This window comes from Paenibacillus sp. FSL H8-0168 (assembly GCF_038592955.1).
GTDB classification, from domain to species: domain Bacteria; phylum Bacillota; class Bacilli; order Paenibacillales; family Paenibacillaceae; genus Paenibacillus; species Paenibacillus polymyxa_B.
Genome location: NZ_CP151948.1, coordinates 2,312,934 through 2,332,099 on the forward strand (window position 1 = coordinate 2,312,934; position 19,166 = coordinate 2,332,099).

Sequence of the window (19,166 nt, forward strand, 5' to 3'; positions counted from 1 at the left end):
ATCAACGTATTATTTATTGGAGACATCGTCGGCAGTGTAGGCAGAAAGGCATTGAGGGAGAATCTCCCTTCGCTAAAATCAAAATACAACCCGCATGTTATTATCGTAAACGGAGAAAATGCGGCTTCGGGAAGAGGAATTACCCCAGCCATCGCCAGAGAATTTTTTGATTGGGGCGTTCATGGGATTACGATGGGAAATCATACTTGGGACAATAAGGAAATATTTGATTTTATAGATGATGAGCCACGGATCATCCGCCCGGCTAACTTTCCACCAGGAACACCAGGCCGGGGGTATACCGTTGTAAAAGGTGGAGGTAAAGAGCTGGCTATTGTTAATCTGCAAGGTAGAACCTTTTTGCCAGCTATTGACTGTCCATTCCGTGCAGCAGATGAAATTGTCGATGAACTACGGAAAAAACATAAGCATATCCTAGTTGATTTTCACGCCGAAGCAACCTCGGAAAAAATCGCTATGGGTTGGCATTTGGATGGACGTGCTTCAATCGTGGTAGGTACGCACACACATGTACAGAGTAATGACGATACGATTTTGCCACAAGGAACTGCGTATCAGACAGATGCGGGAATGGTAGGTCCTTATGAGGGAGTGCTTGGGATGCAAAAAGAGGCTGTGTTACAGAAATTCCAGACCCAGCTTCCGGTACGTTTTCAAGTGGACATGGGCAAATGGCACTTTCATGCCATCAGCGTAGAACTGAATGATAATGATGGAAAAGCCCGCAAAATTCAGAAAATTAGACTTAAAGAAGATGAATGGCGGATGGATTAACTTTTTTGTGAGCTACTTAAGGAAAGAATAAGGAAAACTGTCACCAAAAAGCAGGAATTATTTGCTGACCCTCGAATAACATCTAATAGTGGAATCAAACCATCATCATTCCCAGGGGAGGTACTTACTATGGATGTATTAAAAGTATCAGCAAAATCCAATCCCAATTCAGTTGCAGGCGCACTCGCTGGAGTACTGCGTGAACGCGGAAATGCAGAATTACAGGCGATTGGAGCGGGTGCACTAAACCAAGCCATTAAAGCGGTAGCCATTGCCCGGGGATTTGTCGCACCAAGCGGAGTGGATTTGATTTGTATTCCTGCTTTTACAGACATTGTTATTGATGGAGAAGATCGGACTGCGATCAAATTGATTGTAGAACCAAGATAATAAATGTAAGTTGCCTGAGCCTGTTTACGATTTGTAAACGGGCTTTTTTGCATTGTGAGTCTGTTACTATGATTTTTTAAAATAAATTTGTAGTGCTTCAATCTATAAATGGAGGTAAGATGCATGAATGATAAGCTAAAAGTGAATTGGCCTGTTGTTGACTTTCATTGTGATGTGTTATGTAAAATGCAACTCAATACGCAGATTGATTTCAGTCATCCATCGCTTGATGTCACAAAAGAACGTTTGCTAGAAGGTAACGTGCGGTTGCAAACGTTTGCTATATATATTTCACAGGTATTGGGCATGCCAAGATTTGAGCATGTGGTTCGTCAAATTGAGCTGTTCAGGCAGCATGTTACCTCTATCTCAGGTGGGTTGAGACCATTGCTGTGGAAGGAAGACTTGGCAATGTGGGGGCATCAGATGGAGCAAGTAAAACAGGTAGGAGAAGAGAAGCGCACGGAAAAGTTAACGTATGTGGATGGAAAGGGGACGGATCATACATGGGTACCTTGGGCTTTGCTCTCACTGGAGGGGGTAGATGCGCTGGAAGGGAACCCGTTTTATGCAGAATTGTGCTATGCCATGGGAATACGATTGATTGGGCTGACATGGAATTATGCGAACTGGGCGGCTGACGGCATTATGGAACATAGAGGAGGCGGGCTGACTAGCAAGGGGCGTGATTTGGTCAATCGCTGTAATGACTTGGGACTGCTGCTAGATGTGTCGCATTTGTCCGTACAGGGCTTCTGGGAGGTGCTGGAGGAGGCTGCTCTACCACCCATCGCCTCGCATTCGAATGCCTTTGCGAGATGTGCTCATCCTCGTAATCTACGGGATGAACAGATTCGTGCACTGATCGCTCGTAACGGACGGATTGGTTTGACCTTCGTCACGATGTTTCTCAAAGAGCAGGGTACGGTAACCGCTGAGGATCTGCTACCGCACATTGAGCATATTTGTTCATTAGGCGGCGAAAGGCATTTGATGTTTGGCTCTGATTTTGACGGTATCGAGCACCATGTGCAAGGGCTGGAGCACTCGGGTAAATTTCCGGTTTTTGCAGAACTGCTGCTGAAGCATTACCCTGAGGAGCTAGTCAAGGGGTGGCTGGGAGGACATGCACTGGAATACCTGCAAACGAATTTGCCTTCCAAAGTGTCTTCTTAAATAGCTATATACTAAGAGTTATTATTGGCTGCGAATACCTTGACAAAGTGAGAAGGATTACGAAATAATTGGAGCATCTTAGAATTGCATGGTGCTAAAATAACATTTGCAGAAATACGGCAGACGTTGGAGCGAGACTGACGGGTCACCATGCTGCACCGCCATATCAGAGGGGGCTCCATTACATAATGTTGATAAAAAAGGTTACCTGGCTTGAGCTCTTTTATGACTTGTTGTTCGTAGCTGCTGTCTCCAAGGCCACTCATGTTTTGCTACATGTTGAGCATGGTAGTATCTCATGGGAACATATGGAAAAGTTTATTATGATTTTTATCCCAATATGGTGGGCTTGGGTGGGGCAAACGGTCTACAACAATCGTTTTGGGCAAGACAGTATAACACATCGAATTTTTATGATCCTGCAATTGTTTTTCGTGTTGATCATGACCGCCAGCCTGAATATAGATTTTGATGCGTATTATGTATCTTTTTTTGTTGGCTATATTGGGTTAAGAGGTTTGACTGTCGTTCAATATTTACTTTCGGCACCCAAAGAAACGGCTCATAAACAGGAAACAGCTCGTTTTTTCGGAATTTATTTTTGGATTGGAATAGTCATCTCTAGTTTCTCCCTCTTCTTTGATTCTTGGGTTCGATATTTGATTTTATATACAGGTATAGCTATTGATATCCTCGTTCCTTTGATTGGCCGTAAAAAGTTGGTGATCACACCTATCCATACGGAGCATCTTTTAGAACGCTTTGCACAGTTCACCTTAATTTTGCTTGGCGAATCTGTGATAAGTATGCTTTCTGTTTTACAATCCGATCATTTTACGGTTTCTTCTATTGTATTTGCTGCTTTGGCTTTTGTATTAGTCATCGCAATCTGGTGGCAATATTTTGAGAATATGGAGAAGCGCGTAGATAAATCAAAACAATCAGCAGGCCAGACTATTATTTATGGTCATTTGTTTATTTATCTTTCCCTTAGCATGCTAGCTGCTTCGATTCAGCTCTTGTTTTTGGGACAAGTAGACTATATCTTTGTGCTTTGCTTTACCTTTGCTTCTGTTTTTATTTACTTTTTGTCGGTTTTGCTGGTATTTCATCAGTACAGATTAAGTCATCTTAAACCTCGTCTCAGAGTCATTTTTTTCTTGACTGGAATACTCTGTGTCCTGTTTATCCTTAATATATTTATTGTCGTTCCCCCTCATCTCATCGTAGCTGAAATCATGCTTTTCTTTCTCCTGTTCGCTAAAACGACGGTTTGATCCGACTTTATATGGAGGATATTTAACGCTGATTGGGGCGAAAAAGGGAACTTTATGCGCTCTCCTTTTCTTTCTTGGCAAAATAGGAGTATAATAGCATGGATGTGTAAAGTATTGTATAGAGAAAAAGGAGTGACCACACGATGAGTAAAATCGTACCTGTCGGCGTTTCCGCCCGTCATATTCACCTGACTCAAGAGCATATTGAAATTTTGTTCGGAGCAGGCTATCAATTAACTGAATTTAAACCATTGTCCCAACCAGGACAATTTGCCGCAAATGAAACGGTAGCTGTAATTGGTTCTAAGGGCCAATTTGATAAGGTTCGCATTTTGGGACCTGCTCGTCCCGCTTCCCAATTGGAAATCTCTCGCACTGATTCCTTTGCTATTGGTGTAAAAGCACCTGTACGCGAATCTGGTAGCATTGATGGTACACCAGGAATCACGGTAAAAGGACCAGCTGGTGAAGTGGAACTGCAAGAAGGCGTGATTGTAGCAGCCCGCCATATTCATTTCCATACATCTGATGCAGCTAAATGGGACATTAAGGACAAGCAGTTGCTGAAAGTACGTGTCGGCGGCGAACGTGGCCTTGTATTTGAAAATGTTCTTGCACGTGTGTCCGATTCTTTTGCTTTGGATATGCACATTGATACAGATGAAGCGAACGGAGCCGGTGTGAAAAACGGTGACAACGCTGAAATCGTAGACTAATATACACGTATTTAAATGCCGGAAGGCTTAAAGAGTCCGATTCTTGCAAAAGAATCGGGCTTTTTACATACTATATAATTTATAAATACTTCACTTATGTACAAAAAGAACATGAGTTCAAATTACACTCCATGGTATCTGCGGTTGATCTATGGCGATGGCCTATAAATCATGCTATAATTTAGTGTAATGCCTTTTTTAAAGGTTTTTTAGAACTTAAGATAAATTTACCCATGCCTAAAAATACAGTAAAATTACAAATTAGCTCGTGAAATAGATGGTGTAAGGAGTGACTAAGGAATGGAAAAGAAAACAAAAGATTACTCCAAATATTTTGATTTCTCGGATGCGAAGATTATTTCTGAAGATGAGCATAGCAAAAAGATCCGTATTCGCGGACGTGAAATCAACATTATGGCGGAGCCGAACCATAGAAAAGAAAAGCAGCGCGGTAAAGAGGACGTACAGGTATTGTATGATAACACAGTTCCGGATGAGCTCAAGCATATCGGTGAGGGAAAGCATTATATCGTATACACATTTGGTTGCCAAATGAACGAGCATGATTCCGAAACCATAAAAGGCTTGCTGGAGCAAATGGGCTACCAGGCAACCGAGGATCGGAAGGAAGCAGACATCATTTTACTGAACACTTGTGCTATCCGTGAAAATGCGGAGGATAAAGTGTTTGGCGAGTTGGGTCACCTCAAGCATCTCAAAACAGAAAAGCCAGGATTACTGCTTGGCGTGTGTGGCTGCATGTCACAGGAAGAGAATGTCGTTAACCGAATTATGCAAAAACACGGTTTTGTTGATATGATTTTTGGTACCCATAATATTCATCGTCTGCCTCAGCTCGTCAAGGAAGCACTCTTTAGCAAAGAAATGGTGGTCGAAGTGTGGTCTAAGGAAGGCGACATTATCGAAAACTTGCCGAAGAAGCGTGAGGGTATGCGGGCTTGGGTGAACATTATGTACGGTTGTGATAAATTTTGCACCTATTGCATTGTTCCCTTTACACGTGGTAAGGAAAGAAGCCGTCGTCCAGAGGATGTAATCGCTGAGGTACGGGATTTGGCACGTCAAGGCTTTAAAGAAATTACCTTACTGGGGCAGAATGTTAACGCTTATGGCAAGGATTTGAAAGATTTGAATTACAGATTCGGGGATCTGATGGATGATATGCGCAAAATCAATATCCCGCGTGTACGTTTTACGACATCACATCCACGTGATTTTGATGACCATTTGGTTGAAGTGCTTGGTAAGGGTGGCAATTTGGTGGAGCATATTCATCTGCCTGTTCAATCCGGTAATACGGATATATTGAAGAAAATGAACCGAAAATATACCCGTGAGCGTGTTCTGGAACTGGCCGCGAAGATTAAAGCAGCTGTTCCGCATGTTTCTCTGACAACAGATATCATCGTAGGTTTCCCGGGCGAAACAGACGAGCAGTTTGAAGATACTCTATCTCTGGTGCGCGAGGTCGGATATGACTTTGCCTACACATTTATTTATTCACCACGTGAAGGTACGCCAGCTGCTTCGATGGAAGATAATGTGCCTATGTCGGTCAAAAAAGAGCGTCTCCGGCGTCTGAACATTGCTGTGAACCAAAACAGCCTTCGCTTTAATAGTCGATTGCGTGGCGAAGTGGTTGAAGTGCTGGTGGAAGGCGAGAGCAAAAATGACAGCAAAGTGCTTGCCGGTCGGACCCGTTCCAATAAGCTTGTACATTTTGAGGGTTCTAAGGACCTGATTGGTTCCTTTGTTCAAGTGAAAATTACGGAACCTATGACCTTTTACATCAAAGGTGATCTGGTTGAAACGGCCGTAGCGGTTAACGGATAAAAGAATTTCTAACGGGTTGCATGCGGTCTGAGTAAAGGGCTGTGTGCAAGGCCGTCTAAGTGAGAAAAGGAGCGATGGGCAATGACAGAGGAGCGGTTGCAACAAACAGAACTTCAATCGGCGGCGCGCCAGCATGATCATTTGGTCAATCGCGAAATGATATTGGCAAAAGCCAAAGAATTGGCAGGTATTTTGGGTAGCAGTGAGGAAGTGCAGGTATTCCGGAAAGCAGAAGAAAAGATTCAGGATCATGGGCGCATCCAGCAACTGATTGCAACGATGAAAAAGAAGCAAAAGGAAATTGTAGCATTTGAATCCTTGAAGAATCAAAAAATGATTGCCAAAATAGAGGCCGAGCTACAGGAGCTACAGGAAGAGCTTGACGGTATTCCAATTGTCACGGAGTTTCAGCAGAGTCAGGTGGAAATTAATGAGCTACTGCAAATGGTAATCATGGCGATCCGTGATACCGTTGCTGAGAAGGTGAACGTAGAAGAGGGGAAAAGCACTTCCTCGTCGAATTGCAGTGATTAGAGTGAAATCTATGGTGTGGAGGCGTAGCTTCCACGCCTTTTTTTCGAAAGCAATTTACTATCGTATGTGTTTATAAGACATCAGAGAAATGGGACAACATCGAAGGGATGGAAGCAAGGGAATGGATAAGTTGGGTAAGATGCTAGAGGGAGAAAATAATACTTTTTGGGAGTATTTAGGGTGTGAGCTGATTGCAGCTGATGCAAACGAGGTACAGATCGCTTTGGAGGCCAAACAAGAGCATACCAATGTGATGGGTATTGTCCATGGGGGTGTACTTACTTCATTGATGGATCAGGCGATGGGGATGGTCAGTATGGCTTCACGAAATATGGATCCATGTGTAACGACGAACCTGAATGTTCATTTCTTGTCAGCCATGAGGCAAGGACGACTGGAGGTTAGGGCGCGAATTCTTCATCAAGGAGGTCGCACTATAACCACTGAGGCGGAAGTAAGAGATAGTGAAGGCACACTCGGTTCTACATCTACAGCAACCTTCCGAGTATTACGTACACAAGCAAGTGATTCAGGCAAGGCCTGACACTTGACAAAAATTTTTATTATGTCATAATGAATTTATCAAAACGATATAATATGGTGATGCCAATGGATAGCAATCGTATAAACGAAGAGGCGCAAAAGGCGTCGTACAACATTAAGAAATACCGTACCCCGGATGGAGCTCCAGCGGATATCGTTATGTTTACCTTAACGAAGCGGGAGCGCAAGACGGTAACAAAGACATTGCCTATTCGAGAGCTGAAAGTGATGCTCATCAAGCGCCGCAGTTGGCCGTTTGCAGGACGCTGGGCGTTGCCTGGAGGGTTTTGTCAGGAAGATGAATCTATGTATGGAGCTGCCAAGAGGGAGCTGTTAGAGGAAACGGGTGTGGACGGCGGGCATCTGGAGTATTTGGGTGTATATAGTGGACCGGGACGTGATCCGCGCGGGTGGATTATATCACATGCATTTTTTGCGCTGGTAGAAGAATGGATGTTGGAACAGCGTCAGGCGGCCGATGATGCTTCCGAGGTCGGGTTATTCACGATCCGCGAAGCGTTGGAGGAATTGGAGCTGGCATTCGATCACCGGGATATCATAGTAGATGCTTATCGCAAAATTCAGTTACAGATGCTTCAGACGACGATCGCCAAGCAGTTTTTACCGCTACATTTTACACTGGGTGAATTATATCAGGTGATTCAGAGTGTCGTACCGGATTTCGAAGAGCCAAACTTTATTCGCAAAATAACATCGACTCGTAGCAGGCAGGGAATACTGGAAGAGGTGCGTGATGAGAACGGCAAACCGCTCAGTTCCAACCAGTATTCACAAAGACCTGCACAGTTGTACCGTTTTAGTGACAGAGTACCGCGTTTATCTATCTACACGTAACGTCTAATGTAATAGGTTACGCATAGAATGTACAATTTCACTTTGAGGATAAGGAGCTGACCGTACGATGCAGGCACTAATTGTTATTGATTACACGAAAGATTTTGTGGACGGTAGTTTGCCTGTAGGACAACCTGCGATTGAGTTGGATGAACGGATCGCAGCAATTACGCAGGCATACGTGGATCAAGGGGACTTTGTTGTCATGGCTGTGGATTTGCATGAGGAGAACGACCTTTATCACCCGGAGAGCAAGCTGTTTCCTCCACATAATATACGTGGAACCAACGGACGACATTTGTATGGCAAGCTTCGTAGCCTCTATGAGCAACAAAGTGATCTTATCTACTGGTTGGATAAAACACGGTACAGTGCTTTTGCGGGCACAGATCTGGAGCTCAAGCTGCGTGAACGTGGCATTCTGGAAGTTCATCTGATTGGTGTGTGTACAGATATATGTGTACTGCATACGGCTGTAGATGCTTATAACAAAGGTTTTGCTATTACTGTATACAAGGACGTTGTGGCGAGCTTTAATCAAGCTGGACATGATTGGGCTTTGGGTCATTTTGAAGGAAGTCTTGGAGCCGCGGTACGGTCGGCTGAGGATACGGTTTTACGCCAGAAGAAGTAAAATAACTTAACGATTGTGAACCAATGTCCGATAACAAAATGGAGCCGGATATTGCTGAATCTGGGCAGATGAGGCGGTACGCTGCCACCACAAACCTGGAGACAGTCAGAGAGGATGATTACGATGCAGTCAACGAGCCTCGCATTACATACAGATAAATATCAGATTAATATGATGTACGCCCATTGGGTGAACGGAAGTCATCAGCGTAAAGCTGTGTTCGAGGCGTATTTCCGTAAACTCCCTTTTGGTAATGGATACGCCGTGTTCGCTGGTCTGGAACGCATTGTGAATTATATTGCAAATTTGCGGTTTACAGAAGAGGACATTCGCTACCTGTCTGAACAGGAGGAGAAATACGATCCCATGTTCATGGAGGCGCTTCGCCAGTTTAAGTTTGGTGGAACGGTCCATTCGATGAAAGAAGGGGCACTTGTTTTCCCAAACGAGCCTCTGGTACGTGTTGAAGGAACGATTATGGAAACGCAGCTTGTCGAGACGGCATTGTTGAATTTTATGAACTATCAGACACTCATTGCGACAAAGGCATCACGCATCAAGCAGGTGGCAAGTGACGATACACTGCTCGAATTTGGGACACGGCGTGCGCAGGAAGCTGATGCGGCGATTTGGGGAGCACGAGCAGCTTATGTGGCAGGTTTTGACGCGACTTCTAATATGCTGGCAGGCGAGCACTTTGGAATCCCGACGAAGGGGACACATGCCCATTCATGGGTGCAGACCTTTATGACGGAGCAGGAGGCGTTTGACGTATACGCGAAGGTTTTGCCAGACCAGGTTACACTGTTGGTAGACACCTTTGACACGCTGGAAAGCGGTGTTCCTCATGCAATTCGGACAGCAAAAATGCTGGAGAGTCAGGGCAAGCGTATGAATGCAATCCGTCTGGATAGCGGTGACTTGGCTTATCTATCCATTCAGGCGCGGGAAATGCTCGATGCTGAAGGTTTAGATTACGTACAAATTGTAGCTTCCAATGATTTGGACGAAAATACGATTTTTAACCTGAAAGCCCAAGGGGCACGTATTGATGTATGGGGTGTAGGAACACAGCTTATTACGGCTTCAGATCAACCTTCGCTTGGCGGGGTGTACAAGCTGGTTGAGCGTGAAGTGGATGGCGAAATGTTGCCGACGATTAAGATCTCGGGTAACCCAGAAAAAGTATCCACACCAGGCAAGAAGGATGTATATCGCATTATGGATAAGAAGAAAGGGAGAGCTGTAGCCGATTATATTTCTTTCCCGGATGAAGAGCGTCCGCGTAATGGTAAGCGCCTGAAGCTGTTTAACCCTTTACATCCGTATATGAAGAAGTATGTAGAAAATTATGAAGCCGTGCCAATGCTTGAGCCTATTTTTATAAATGGACAGAAGGTATATGAGCTTCCTGAGCTGGATGAAATTCGTGCCTACCATACTTCACAGTTGAAATTGTTTTGGCCAGAATATTTGCGGAAGCTGAACCCTGAAATTTATCGTGTAAATCTGAGCGAGAAGGTATGGGAGTTGAAGCAAAAGCTGATCGACAGCTATATGCAGCCCGAAGTTGAAGAAAAAGAATAGTTGGAAGAGGCACCTCATGAATGTATGGGGTGCCTTTTTGTGTCGCGGCATGTAGGAAATAGGAGCTTATTTATAAATTTCTCTCATCACATGTCGTAGCTCAGGGACAATAATGCGTTCCATTGCCAAACGAACGGCTCCGCGTGAGCCAGGCATAGAAAATACAGCTGTCCGACCCACAGTACCAGCTACAGCCCGGCTTAATATAGCTGCTGAACCAATGTCCTCAGAAAAGCTTAAATAACGGAAGATTTCCCCAAAGCCAGGTAGTTCCTTATCCAGTAGAGAGGAGACGGCTTCATATGTAGTATCACGTGGAGAAATACCGGTACCGCCTGTCAAAAGTACAGCCTCGATGTCATTCTGTGCCGCTGCTTCGGATACTAACTGCTGAATACCTTCGTAGTCATCCTTGACGATGACATATCGAACAACCTTATATCCATTGGTTTCTAGTAGATCCATGAGCAGTTGTCCCCCGGTATCTGTTTCCACGGTACGTGTGTCCGAGACAGTCACGACCATGCAATTAACCTGTTGCGGGGATTCCTGTCGATGCTCCTCTACGGAAGACATATTCATTAAAATGTTCACTCCTTGATCGATGGTTAGACATACACTTTTTACAATAGAGCAATGACTGAGCGTATGCAAGTCAGAAACAGGGGCTAAAAATCCATGTGATTAATATCCTTGCACTTACATACTGGAATATAGTACACTTCCTTACATAAGTCGGGATTGTTTTGTTTTTATTTTATTGTAAGCGCGCACATCAAATGATTAATCTCAAGGGTCAGCGGGTAATAGTACAGCAGGGTCAACAACTGGGAGGTAATGTAATATGAATCATTCATACCAACAATGCGTGGATGCTTGCCTGGAATGTATGAACGCTTGCAATGTATGTTACGTAGCGAGTTTGAAGGAATATGATTTAGCTATGCTGCGTGAATGTATTCGAGTGAGTAGGGAATGTGCAGAAATATGCGGATTTGCTGCTCAAATGCTGCAGCGCGGAACGGACTTCGCCGAGCAAATCTGTGAGCTGTGCGCCAAGGCCTGTGAGGTATGTGCTGCTGAATGCAGCAAGCATTCCCATGATCATTGCAAACATTGTGCAGAAGCCTGCCGTCGTTGCGTTCAGGCATGCCGCCAATTGGTGGCAGTGTAATTACATATATGGAACTAGTGCCTGAAGAGGAAATAAAAGGTTGCTTTCTACTGAATAGGTTTGTATAATGATTGGAATTAACGTCATGGAACGGGAGAGTAGCAGCGGAGCCGTATCATTACAGCGAGCCGGAAGAGGTGGAAGCCGGTATGAGGTCCGATGTGAAGCGCACCCGGGAGACGGTTGATCCAACGAGCAGAATTTCTAGTAGATCAGCCCGGCAGACACCGTTATTAGTCATTGGAGTGAAATCGCGATTTGTGTAAGTTAGCTTTAGCTGCACAACCGATTTACGAAGAGTGGTACCGCGGGGATATTGAAGTTCTCGTCTCTTGAATTATTTCAAGAGGCGGGAGCTTTTTTTGTTAGATTCTATAAAAAGAAGGAGAGAGATCATGTTAGTGAGTATTGCTGCTCAAGCGATATTGGCCCATACGGGCTTGGAGGAAAAAGAAATTTTATCTTTATTCGAGGTGCCTCCGCAGCCTGAATGGGGAGATGTAGCGTTTCCCTGTTTTGTGCTGGCTAAAAAGTTTCGAAAGTCTCCGCAGCACATTGCAATGGAATTAGCGGAGCTAGTGAGCCATGAAGAAGGTTTAACTGCTTCAGCATCGGGTGCCTACGTAAATATAATATTGGATCGATCGGTTCATATTCCGCTTATGCTTGCTGAATTGAGCAAAGCTGATTTCCTCAGGCCCAATATCGGACACGGACAGCGGGTGGTCATTGATATGTCTTCGCCCAATATTGCCAAACCGTTTGGTATTGGTCATCTTCGCTCTACTGTTATTGGTGCTGCCTTGTATCGTATTCTTGGTGAAACCGGATATGTTCCAATTAGTGTGAATCATCTTGGAGATTGGGGAACACAGTTTGGCAAGCAAATTGCGGCCTATAAAAGATGGGGAAATGAGGAGCAGCTACAACATGATCCGATTGGTGAATCGCTGAAGCTATATGTTCGTTTTCATAAGGAGGCCGAGCATGATCCGACTTTGGAGGATGAAGGCCGCGAGTGGTTCCGACGTTTGGAGCATGGGGATGCTGAGGCTCAACAACTATGGAAATTTTTTGTTGAAGTCAGTCTGGGTGAATTTGATCGTATGTACCAGCGCCTGAACATTACATTTGACCATGTGCTGGGAGAAAGTTTTTACAATGATAAGATGCAGGCAGTTGTTGCTCAATTAAGAGCAAAGGGATTGCTGGAGGAAAGTGATGGCGCGCTCGTAGTTCGTCTGGAAGACGAGGAACTGCCGCCATGTCTTATTCTAAAAAAGGATGGGACTACCATTTATCCGACACGTGATCTGGCAACAGCGATTTATCGTCATGAAGTGATGAAGGCTGATCGGCTTCTGTACGTCGTTGGTGGGGAACAGAAGCTGCATTTCCAGCAGGTGTTTGCGGTGCTGAAACATGCAGGAGAGGCATGGGCGGAGCAGTGTGAGCATGTGGCGTTTGGATTAATGCGGTTTGCGGGTAAGAAAATGTCTACAAGACGTGGAAAAGTTGTCAAACTGGGAGAGGTGCTGGATGAAGCTATAGCCCGTGCTCAAGCCATCATTACTCAGAAGAATCCCGATTTGCAGGAACAACAGGCAGTAGCAGAGGACGTTGGTATTGGGGCGATTATTTTTGGTGACTTAAAAAACAACCGTCTGAATGAAGTGGATTTTTCGTTGGAGGAGGCGCTGACCTTTGAAGGTGAGACCGGGCCTTATGTGCAGTATACTCATGCGCGCATACGCAGCCTTCTGGAGAAAGCTCATGCCCGCGCCGATGTTGATGTTACTACTAATTCTAGCGACAACGCCCTTGTCCAAGATAGCCATTCTCGTGATTTGAATGACATATCGGATGGAATATTTGGTGACGCAGGTTGGGCGCTGCTTAAGCAGTTGGATCGTTATCACGGACAACTGATACGTGCGGCTCGCCAACTGGAGCCTTCGGTTATTGCGAGATTTGCACTGGATACGGCCCAGGCGTTCAACCGTTTTTACGCCAAGGAAAGGATTGTCGATGGTGGACGCTGGCGTATTCAATTGGCGGAACAAACTGCGGATATTCTGGCATGCGCGCTGCAACTTCTTGGTCTGAAAGCACCGAATCGGATGTAAGCAAAGCGAACAAAGGGGAGCGAGGTTTGCCGGCAGGATACTGCTACCCAGATCCGGTTCTTCCAAGGGGATACTGTAAAAGGTAATCTGTCACAGGCACTTTTGAGGATGTATAAAGATAGTGAGCAGAAAAGAGTTAGACGGGTTACACTAATCGCAGCTATTGCACAGTTTTGCAACCAATTTGTGCATATTTGAAACATTTGATGCTTTTATTGCGTCGGTAAGTATAGAAGCAAAGTAAACATGGAGGTGTATCTCATGAAAAAAAATAAAAGCGTGGCAGTTGCCCTGCTTGTCATCTGCTCATTGGCTGTGGCTACGTCGGCTTCTGCTTTTCGTGATATAAAGGGAGCTGAACAGGAGAAGATCGTAAACTCACTTCAGGATAAAGGAATTATCCAAGGAATAACCAAGGATAAATTTGCACCGGATCAAACGCTCACCTATGCACAAGGAGTGCATTTGGTTGTTCGTGCGATGGATCTTCAGGTAATGCCTGATTTCACAACGGGTTCCTTTGCAAACATTCCGGCTTCCGCATGGTATGCCCAGTCCTATCGGATTGCGGCCCAACACCAAATCCCTTTGTCACCAGATATTGATCCAAGCACCCGTATGACAAGAGAACAATTTGCGAATATTCTGTATAAAGCAGTGAGTGCAACGGGTGAATATCCAACTGTCCGTATGTTAATTAATGTAGCGGATGGCAAAAAATTAGATCAGGAATCAAACGCAGCAGTTCAATTCCTGCTGTTGACCAAAATTGCAAAATTGGACGAACAGAGCAACTTTAACCCGGATCGTAAAGTAACGCGGATGGAGGCAGCAGAAATGGTCTATAACGCATCCGAATTTGTACAAAGTCATAAAACGGTTGAAGCTACTCCTGAAAATCCGGCTGAGCCTGTAGATCCGGTTCAACAAAACAATATTAGTATGAGTGTAGAGAAGGCAAATGACCAGCAGAACAAAGTGACAATTACCCGTCTGCAGGCACCTAATCCAGGTTACGGCATTGAAGTGGATCACATCGACTACGTAGATGATACGAATGCAGTAATTTACTACAAGCTGACAAGTCCAAAGCCAGGGGAAATGAATATTCAGGTCATTACGGATACCCACACAAGCACATTGGTAGACAGCAAGTATAAGGTTACGCTTAAAGCAGTAGATGGAACAGTGCTTCCGCCCACCGAAACAGGCACGTCTGTAGCTAAATAAAATTACGAGCCATATGTTATAGATATAAATAAAACCAGCGAGCCTCCAATTTGTAGGGGAGACTTGCTGGTTTTTTTATACCAAATGTTAATCGTTAGCCCTAAGCAATAGGGCTATTCAAGCTTTAAATGCTGACTTTGCCTGCAAGTAGGTCATCTTGCGCAGCATGCGTAGCAGAGGATGCAGCCGAATCTGTTGCAACTGTTCCCGACTGGAGCTGATACATTTGGAAGTAACGACCACCTTGGGCCATAAGTTCGTCATGGCTACCCCGTTCAACAATTTCACCCCGATGAAGCACCAAAATTTGGTCCGCACTGCGAATGGTGGACAAACGGTGAGCAATGATAAAGGTCGTACGTCCCTTCTTGAGTACCTCAAGAGCGGATTGGATGAGCGCTTCCGTTTCGGTGTCAATATTGGCAGTAGCTTCATCCAGAATTAAAATTGCGGGATCAAAGGCTAGTGCACGAGCGAAGGAAATAAGCTGGCGTTGCCCGGCTGATAAAGTGCTACCTTTTTCAATAACAGGCTCATCGAATCCTTGCGGCAAATGGGCCAGCAATTTGTCGGCTCCAACATCATGCAGCGCTTTATTCACCTGTTCTCTCGTGATTCGGCTGTCTTCGAGACTGACATTAGAGGCTACCGTACCTGTAAACAAATATGGATCTTGAAGAACAATACCCATATGATGGCGAAGCCATTGCTTAGGGATGTCTTTGACAGACGTTCCGTCAATGGTGATCGTTCCTTTTTGCGGATCATAGAACCGGAATAGCAGGTTAATAATCGAACTTTTGCCTGATCCGGTATGACCGACAAGGGCAACTGTTTGCCCGGGCTGTGCTGTAAAGGAAATATGTTTAAGTACATCATCCTTTTTGTAGGCAAAGGAAACGTCGTTAAACTCTACCTGGCCTTTGTAGCGCGGCATCGTGCCGTCCGTCACCGGCTCTCCAGTTTCGTCCATCAACTCAAATACGCGTCCTGAGGATACGATGGAAGTATCCAGTACGGCGAGTTGGTTGACCATACCCGTCATAGGTTGGAACAGTCGACCCAGCACATCGACGAAGGCATATAATACGCCTAGTGAAACAGCACTACCTGTAGTTCCGAGCGCCTCAGATCCGAAATACCACAACACGACGGCAAAGGCGAGATTTCTCAACACGTTGACTAAATTGTGCGAAGTGAAGGCGTTCAAATTCAGCATTTTATTCTGATGCTTCATATAGTCATCATTCAGTTCTTCAAACTCTTGCTGCGTTTGTTTCTGGTGCCGAAACACGCGAATAATGGACATCCCTTGAATCGATTCATTGATAATCGCATTAATTTCACTGAGTCTGGACCGAATGATTGTATTATAGCGGGTGGCGACCTTGCGATACAATATAATCCACAAGATCAATAACGGTACAATAAACAGAGAGATAAGACCCAGTCTGAAGTCTAGCAAAAAGAGTGCAACATATACTCCTGCCATCGTCACAATCCCTGAAGTGAAATTGGAGAGCACAGCCACAAACAAATCTTTGACTGCCTCAGTGTCATTCGTAACACGGGATACGACTTTGCCTGCGGGCAAGTTATCAAAAAAGTAAACTGGCAACCGCTGGATGTGCGCGTAGAGATCAAGCCGAAGCTTTTGTATGACCTTGTTCGCAGAGGATTGCAGCCAGTATGTTTTGCCGAATTCAGCAAAAATGGAAATAACCAGGAAGAAGCAATACCAGCCAATCAGCTGAAAGATACCGGGCATTTCCGGTTTGTAAAAGCTATACAGTTCATCAGCTGTCAGAGCCTTAGCTTCATAGCGAAAGGTGTCGGAGCCGCGTGTCACAGTCAGCGTTCCGTTCGTAAAGGAGCGGTTACCGTCAGCCACTTGAACCGAGCCATTGACAAATACGAAAGATTTCCCAACTTGTAAAATCCTCGCTTCGCGACCTTTAGTCTCCCCGGACTCAAAGCGATCTTCACGCTTAAAGTGGGTTCCAGCATAGCTTACAGTTCCGTCCACACGAGTTGTTTCATAAAATGGTTTTTCAATAGCGAGCATATGGTCGTCGATCATCGTTTTGGCGATGAAGGGACCAGCCAGCTCGGCGGCTACTCCGATAGCCAAAGCGATGAGAGCGGCGATAAAGCCTGCTTTGCTCGTCAGCGCGTACTGAAATAGCCTTTTGCCGATATTGGGTTTCATTAGGATACCTCCCCTGAGGTCAGATCAGATTCCACTTGTTGCCGTACATACTGTTGTCGGTACCATCCGTCAGCCTGAAGCAGCTCGCTGTGGGTCCCTTCCTCAATAATGCGTCCTTGCTCCAGCACGACGATCCGGTCTGCATGTTCTACAGCAGAGAGGCGGTGGGTGGAGATCAAGGTTGTTTTACCCGAGCGCTTACGTCGGATATTGTCAATAATCCTTGCTTCCGTCCGGGCATCTACTGCAGATAGTGCATCGTCGAGCAATAGAATATCCGGATCACCGATAAAGGCGCGAGCCAGCGAAACACGCTGCTTCTGGCCGCCGGACAGGGCGATACCTTTTTCTCCGACCAGTGTATCCAGCCCATCAGACAGGGTACCTAAATCCTGGTCGAAGGCAGCAGTACGGATAGCTTCCATAATGTCGTCGTCATCTGCATGAGGTTTTCCGAATTGAATGTTCTCGCGCACCGATTTGGAAAACAAAATTTGCTCTTGTGGCACATAGCCGATCCAGCTGTGTAGTTGTTCTACTGCAATGTCCTCTAGACGTATGCCGGAGATTAAAATATCACCACTACCCGTCGGATATTCATGTAGTAGCTGTTTGAGCAGCGTGGATTTCCCACTGCCTGTTCTACCGACGACGCCTAGCGTTTCTCCGCGTTTGAGCTCCAGACTCACATGTGACAGATTGTCAATAGTAGAGGTAGGGTAACGGAAGGTAACGTCTTTCATCCTGATGGATTCGAGGCGATCCACTGGAACAGGTTGAGCCGCATCTTGAACATCTGGCTGGACATCGAGAGTTTCATTAACCCGGTCCAAGGAAGCGCTACCGCGCTGCATAATGTTAATCAGCTCTCCAATGGCAAACATCGGCCAAATCATCATTCCTAGATACATATTAAAGGAGACCAGTTCGCCTAGCGTGATATCGTTATGAAATACCAGATAAATACCATACCCGAGTCCAATGACGTAGCTAAGTCCTACACATAAACGAATTGTTGGTTCAAAGAGAGCATCCATCCGAGCGACAGCCAGATTTTTACGAAATACATCGTCGGTAATATCAGCGAAACGCTTTTCGTCCATTCGTTCTTGTACATAGGCGCGAATGACTCGGATACCTGCCACGGATTCCAACACCTGATCGTTCATATCACCAAATGCATCTTGTGCCAGTGTGTAACGCTCGTGAACGGCTTTACCATAAATGCTCATAGCCAGTGCGATAAAAGGTAGGGGCAGGATAGCTGCCAGTGTCAACTTCCAACTGATTAGGGTACCCATGGCAACTAATACAACGCTCAGATAGACCGTAGAGTCTGTCAGTGTCAACATGCCGAAGCCTGCTGTACTTGCTACGGAGCGAAGGTCGTTCGTGGCACGAGCCATCAGATCACCAGTACGATTGCGTTCAAAAAATGGAGGGGTCATCCGCAGTAGATGATTCATAAAGCGTGTGCGCAGTAAGCGCTCCACCAGATTGGCACCACCAAACAGCTTGTGCATCCATATGTACGTAATGTAGTAGATGACGGCTAGAATGCCTATGATGTACAAAATATAACGCCAAAGTGAGGACCAGGAAATCGAACCGCGCACAATCTCATCAATGGCACTACCTAGTAGCCGAGGTGGAGCAAGCTCCAGCACACCAACGGCTATCAGCAAAAACAATCCAATGGAGTATCGGCTTCGTTCTCTTTTAAAAAACCAGCTTAAATTTTTAAGTACTGAAAACAAGAGGAATCCCATCCTTTCATGACAAGTTCTTTCGAGAGTTGTGTACCATTTTGAAGAAACAACAGGGCTTGCTGCCACAAGTATGATCCAGCAACAGGCGCAAAAAAGGCATACCGTCCGCAGACGATATGCCCTAAATCTCAATATCATATGGCGCGCAGGTATTTTCAGCACACTCACCACTGAAAAACTGCTCAAACGCAGGCAGCCACTCGTATTAAACCATACAACGTGAATGGCCCAATTCTGAAGGATGCGACAGGGGAGATGCTCCGGTATGAAGTTGTTGTGTTTGTAGATGTGGGTAAA

17 protein-coding genes and 1 other annotated feature are annotated in these 19,166 nt (G+C 45.3%); of the genes, 14 read left to right on the plus strand and 3 right to left on the minus strand.

The annotated features are described in order from the left end of the window. From MHI21_RS10915 to MHI21_RS10965, 11 genes are all read left to right on the plus strand, one after another. Positions 1 to 795, plus strand: coding sequence for a TIGR00282 family metallophosphoesterase (locus MHI21_RS10915; protein ID WP_165176691.1), 795 nt, complete (start codon positions 1 to 3; stop codon positions 793 to 795). Between the two features lie 129 nt (positions 796 to 924). Continuing rightward, entirely contained in the window at positions 925 to 1,185 is a 261-nt protein-coding gene (locus MHI21_RS10920; RefSeq protein ID WP_007430104.1) for a stage V sporulation protein S, read from the plus strand. 123 nt (positions 1,186 to 1,308) lie between these two features. Further along, a complete protein-coding gene (locus MHI21_RS10925; RefSeq protein ID WP_341161692.1) occupies positions 1,309 to 2,361 on the plus strand; it encodes a membrane dipeptidase in 1,053 nt (350 codons plus the stop codon). 188 nt (positions 2,362 to 2,549) lie between these two features. Further along, entirely contained in the window at positions 2,550 to 3,638 is a 1,089-nt protein-coding gene (locus MHI21_RS10930) for a low temperature requirement protein A (protein WP_342419986.1), read from the plus strand. Between the two features lie 143 nt (positions 3,639 to 3,781). Next, a complete protein-coding gene (locus MHI21_RS10935) occupies positions 3,782 to 4,354 on the plus strand; it encodes a phosphate propanoyltransferase (protein ID WP_013309962.1) in 573 nt (190 codons plus the stop codon). A 300-nt stretch (positions 4,355 to 4,654) separates the two neighbouring features. Then, positions 4,655 to 6,208, plus strand: a complete 1,554-nt coding sequence (gene miaB / locus MHI21_RS10940; RefSeq protein ID WP_165175595.1) for a tRNA (N6-isopentenyl adenosine(37)-C2)-methylthiotransferase MiaB — start codon at positions 4,655 to 4,657, stop codon at positions 6,206 to 6,208. Between the two features lie 81 nt (positions 6,209 to 6,289). Further along, positions 6,290 to 6,742, plus strand: coding sequence for a YlbF family regulator (locus MHI21_RS10945; RefSeq protein ID WP_023988245.1), 453 nt, complete (start codon positions 6,290 to 6,292; stop codon positions 6,740 to 6,742). A gap of 121 nt (positions 6,743 to 6,863) precedes the next feature. Next, complete coding sequence (locus MHI21_RS10950; protein ID WP_025719091.1) at positions 6,864 to 7,286, plus strand: PaaI family thioesterase; 423 nt, start codon at positions 6,864 to 6,866, stop codon at positions 7,284 to 7,286. A gap of 65 nt (positions 7,287 to 7,351) precedes the next feature. After that, a complete protein-coding gene (locus MHI21_RS10955) occupies positions 7,352 to 8,140 on the plus strand; it encodes an NUDIX hydrolase (protein ID WP_023988247.1) in 789 nt (262 codons plus the stop codon). Between the two features lie 67 nt (positions 8,141 to 8,207). Beyond that, positions 8,208 to 8,774: an isochorismatase family cysteine hydrolase gene (locus tag MHI21_RS10960; protein WP_341161689.1), complete on the plus strand. Its 567-nt coding sequence runs from the start codon at positions 8,208 to 8,210 to the stop codon at positions 8,772 to 8,774. Positions 8,775 to 8,897: 123 nt separating this feature from the next. Next, positions 8,898 to 10,361 carry a nicotinate phosphoribosyltransferase gene (locus MHI21_RS10965; RefSeq protein ID WP_342419987.1) on the plus strand — a complete coding sequence of 488 codons (1,464 nt, stop codon included), beginning with the start codon at positions 8,898 to 8,900 and terminating at the stop codon, positions 10,359 to 10,361. A 66-nt stretch (positions 10,362 to 10,427) separates the two neighbouring features. Here the strand turns inward: MHI21_RS10965 and MHI21_RS10970 are convergent, their stop codons facing one another. Further along, positions 10,428 to 10,943: a MogA/MoaB family molybdenum cofactor biosynthesis protein gene (locus MHI21_RS10970; RefSeq protein ID WP_341161688.1), complete on the minus strand. Its 516-nt coding sequence runs from the start codon at positions 10,941 to 10,943 to the stop codon at positions 10,428 to 10,430. Between the two features lie 262 nt (positions 10,944 to 11,205). On the opposite strand from MHI21_RS10970, the gene MHI21_RS10975 reads away from it, so the two are divergent. The 3 genes from MHI21_RS10975 to MHI21_RS10985 all read left to right on the plus strand — a co-directional run bounded on the left by MHI21_RS10975 (position 11,206) and on the right by MHI21_RS10985 (position 14,891). Next, positions 11,206 to 11,535 (plus strand): four-helix bundle copper-binding protein, encoded by a 330-nt coding sequence (locus MHI21_RS10975; RefSeq protein ID WP_023988251.1) that lies wholly within the window; start codon positions 11,206 to 11,208, stop codon positions 11,533 to 11,535. A 77-nt stretch (positions 11,536 to 11,612) separates the two neighbouring features. Continuing rightward, positions 11,613 to 11,871: a binding site (T-box leader), on the plus strand. Between the two features lie 59 nt (positions 11,872 to 11,930). Then, a complete protein-coding gene (argS, locus tag MHI21_RS10980; protein WP_342419988.1) occupies positions 11,931 to 13,661 on the plus strand; it encodes an arginine--tRNA ligase in 1,731 nt (576 codons plus the stop codon). A gap of 261 nt (positions 13,662 to 13,922) precedes the next feature. Next, a complete protein-coding gene (locus tag MHI21_RS10985) occupies positions 13,923 to 14,891 on the plus strand; it encodes an S-layer homology domain-containing protein (RefSeq protein ID WP_342419989.1) in 969 nt (322 codons plus the stop codon). Positions 14,892 to 15,015: 124 nt separating this feature from the next. Here MHI21_RS10985 and MHI21_RS10990 read toward each other — a convergent pair whose 3' ends face one another. Further along, positions 15,016 to 17,100, minus strand: a complete 2,085-nt coding sequence (locus MHI21_RS10990; protein WP_342419990.1) for an ABC transporter ATP-binding protein — start codon at positions 17,098 to 17,100, stop codon at positions 15,016 to 15,018. Further along, on the minus strand, positions 17,100 to 18,857 hold the full coding sequence (locus MHI21_RS10995) for an ABC transporter transmembrane domain-containing protein (protein ID WP_165175590.1): 1,758 nt from the start codon (positions 18,855 to 18,857) through the stop codon (positions 17,100 to 17,102). Before MHI21_RS10995 ends, MHI21_RS10990 begins: the two co-directional genes overlap by 1 nt. Between the last annotated feature and the right edge of the window lie 309 nt (positions 18,858 to 19,166).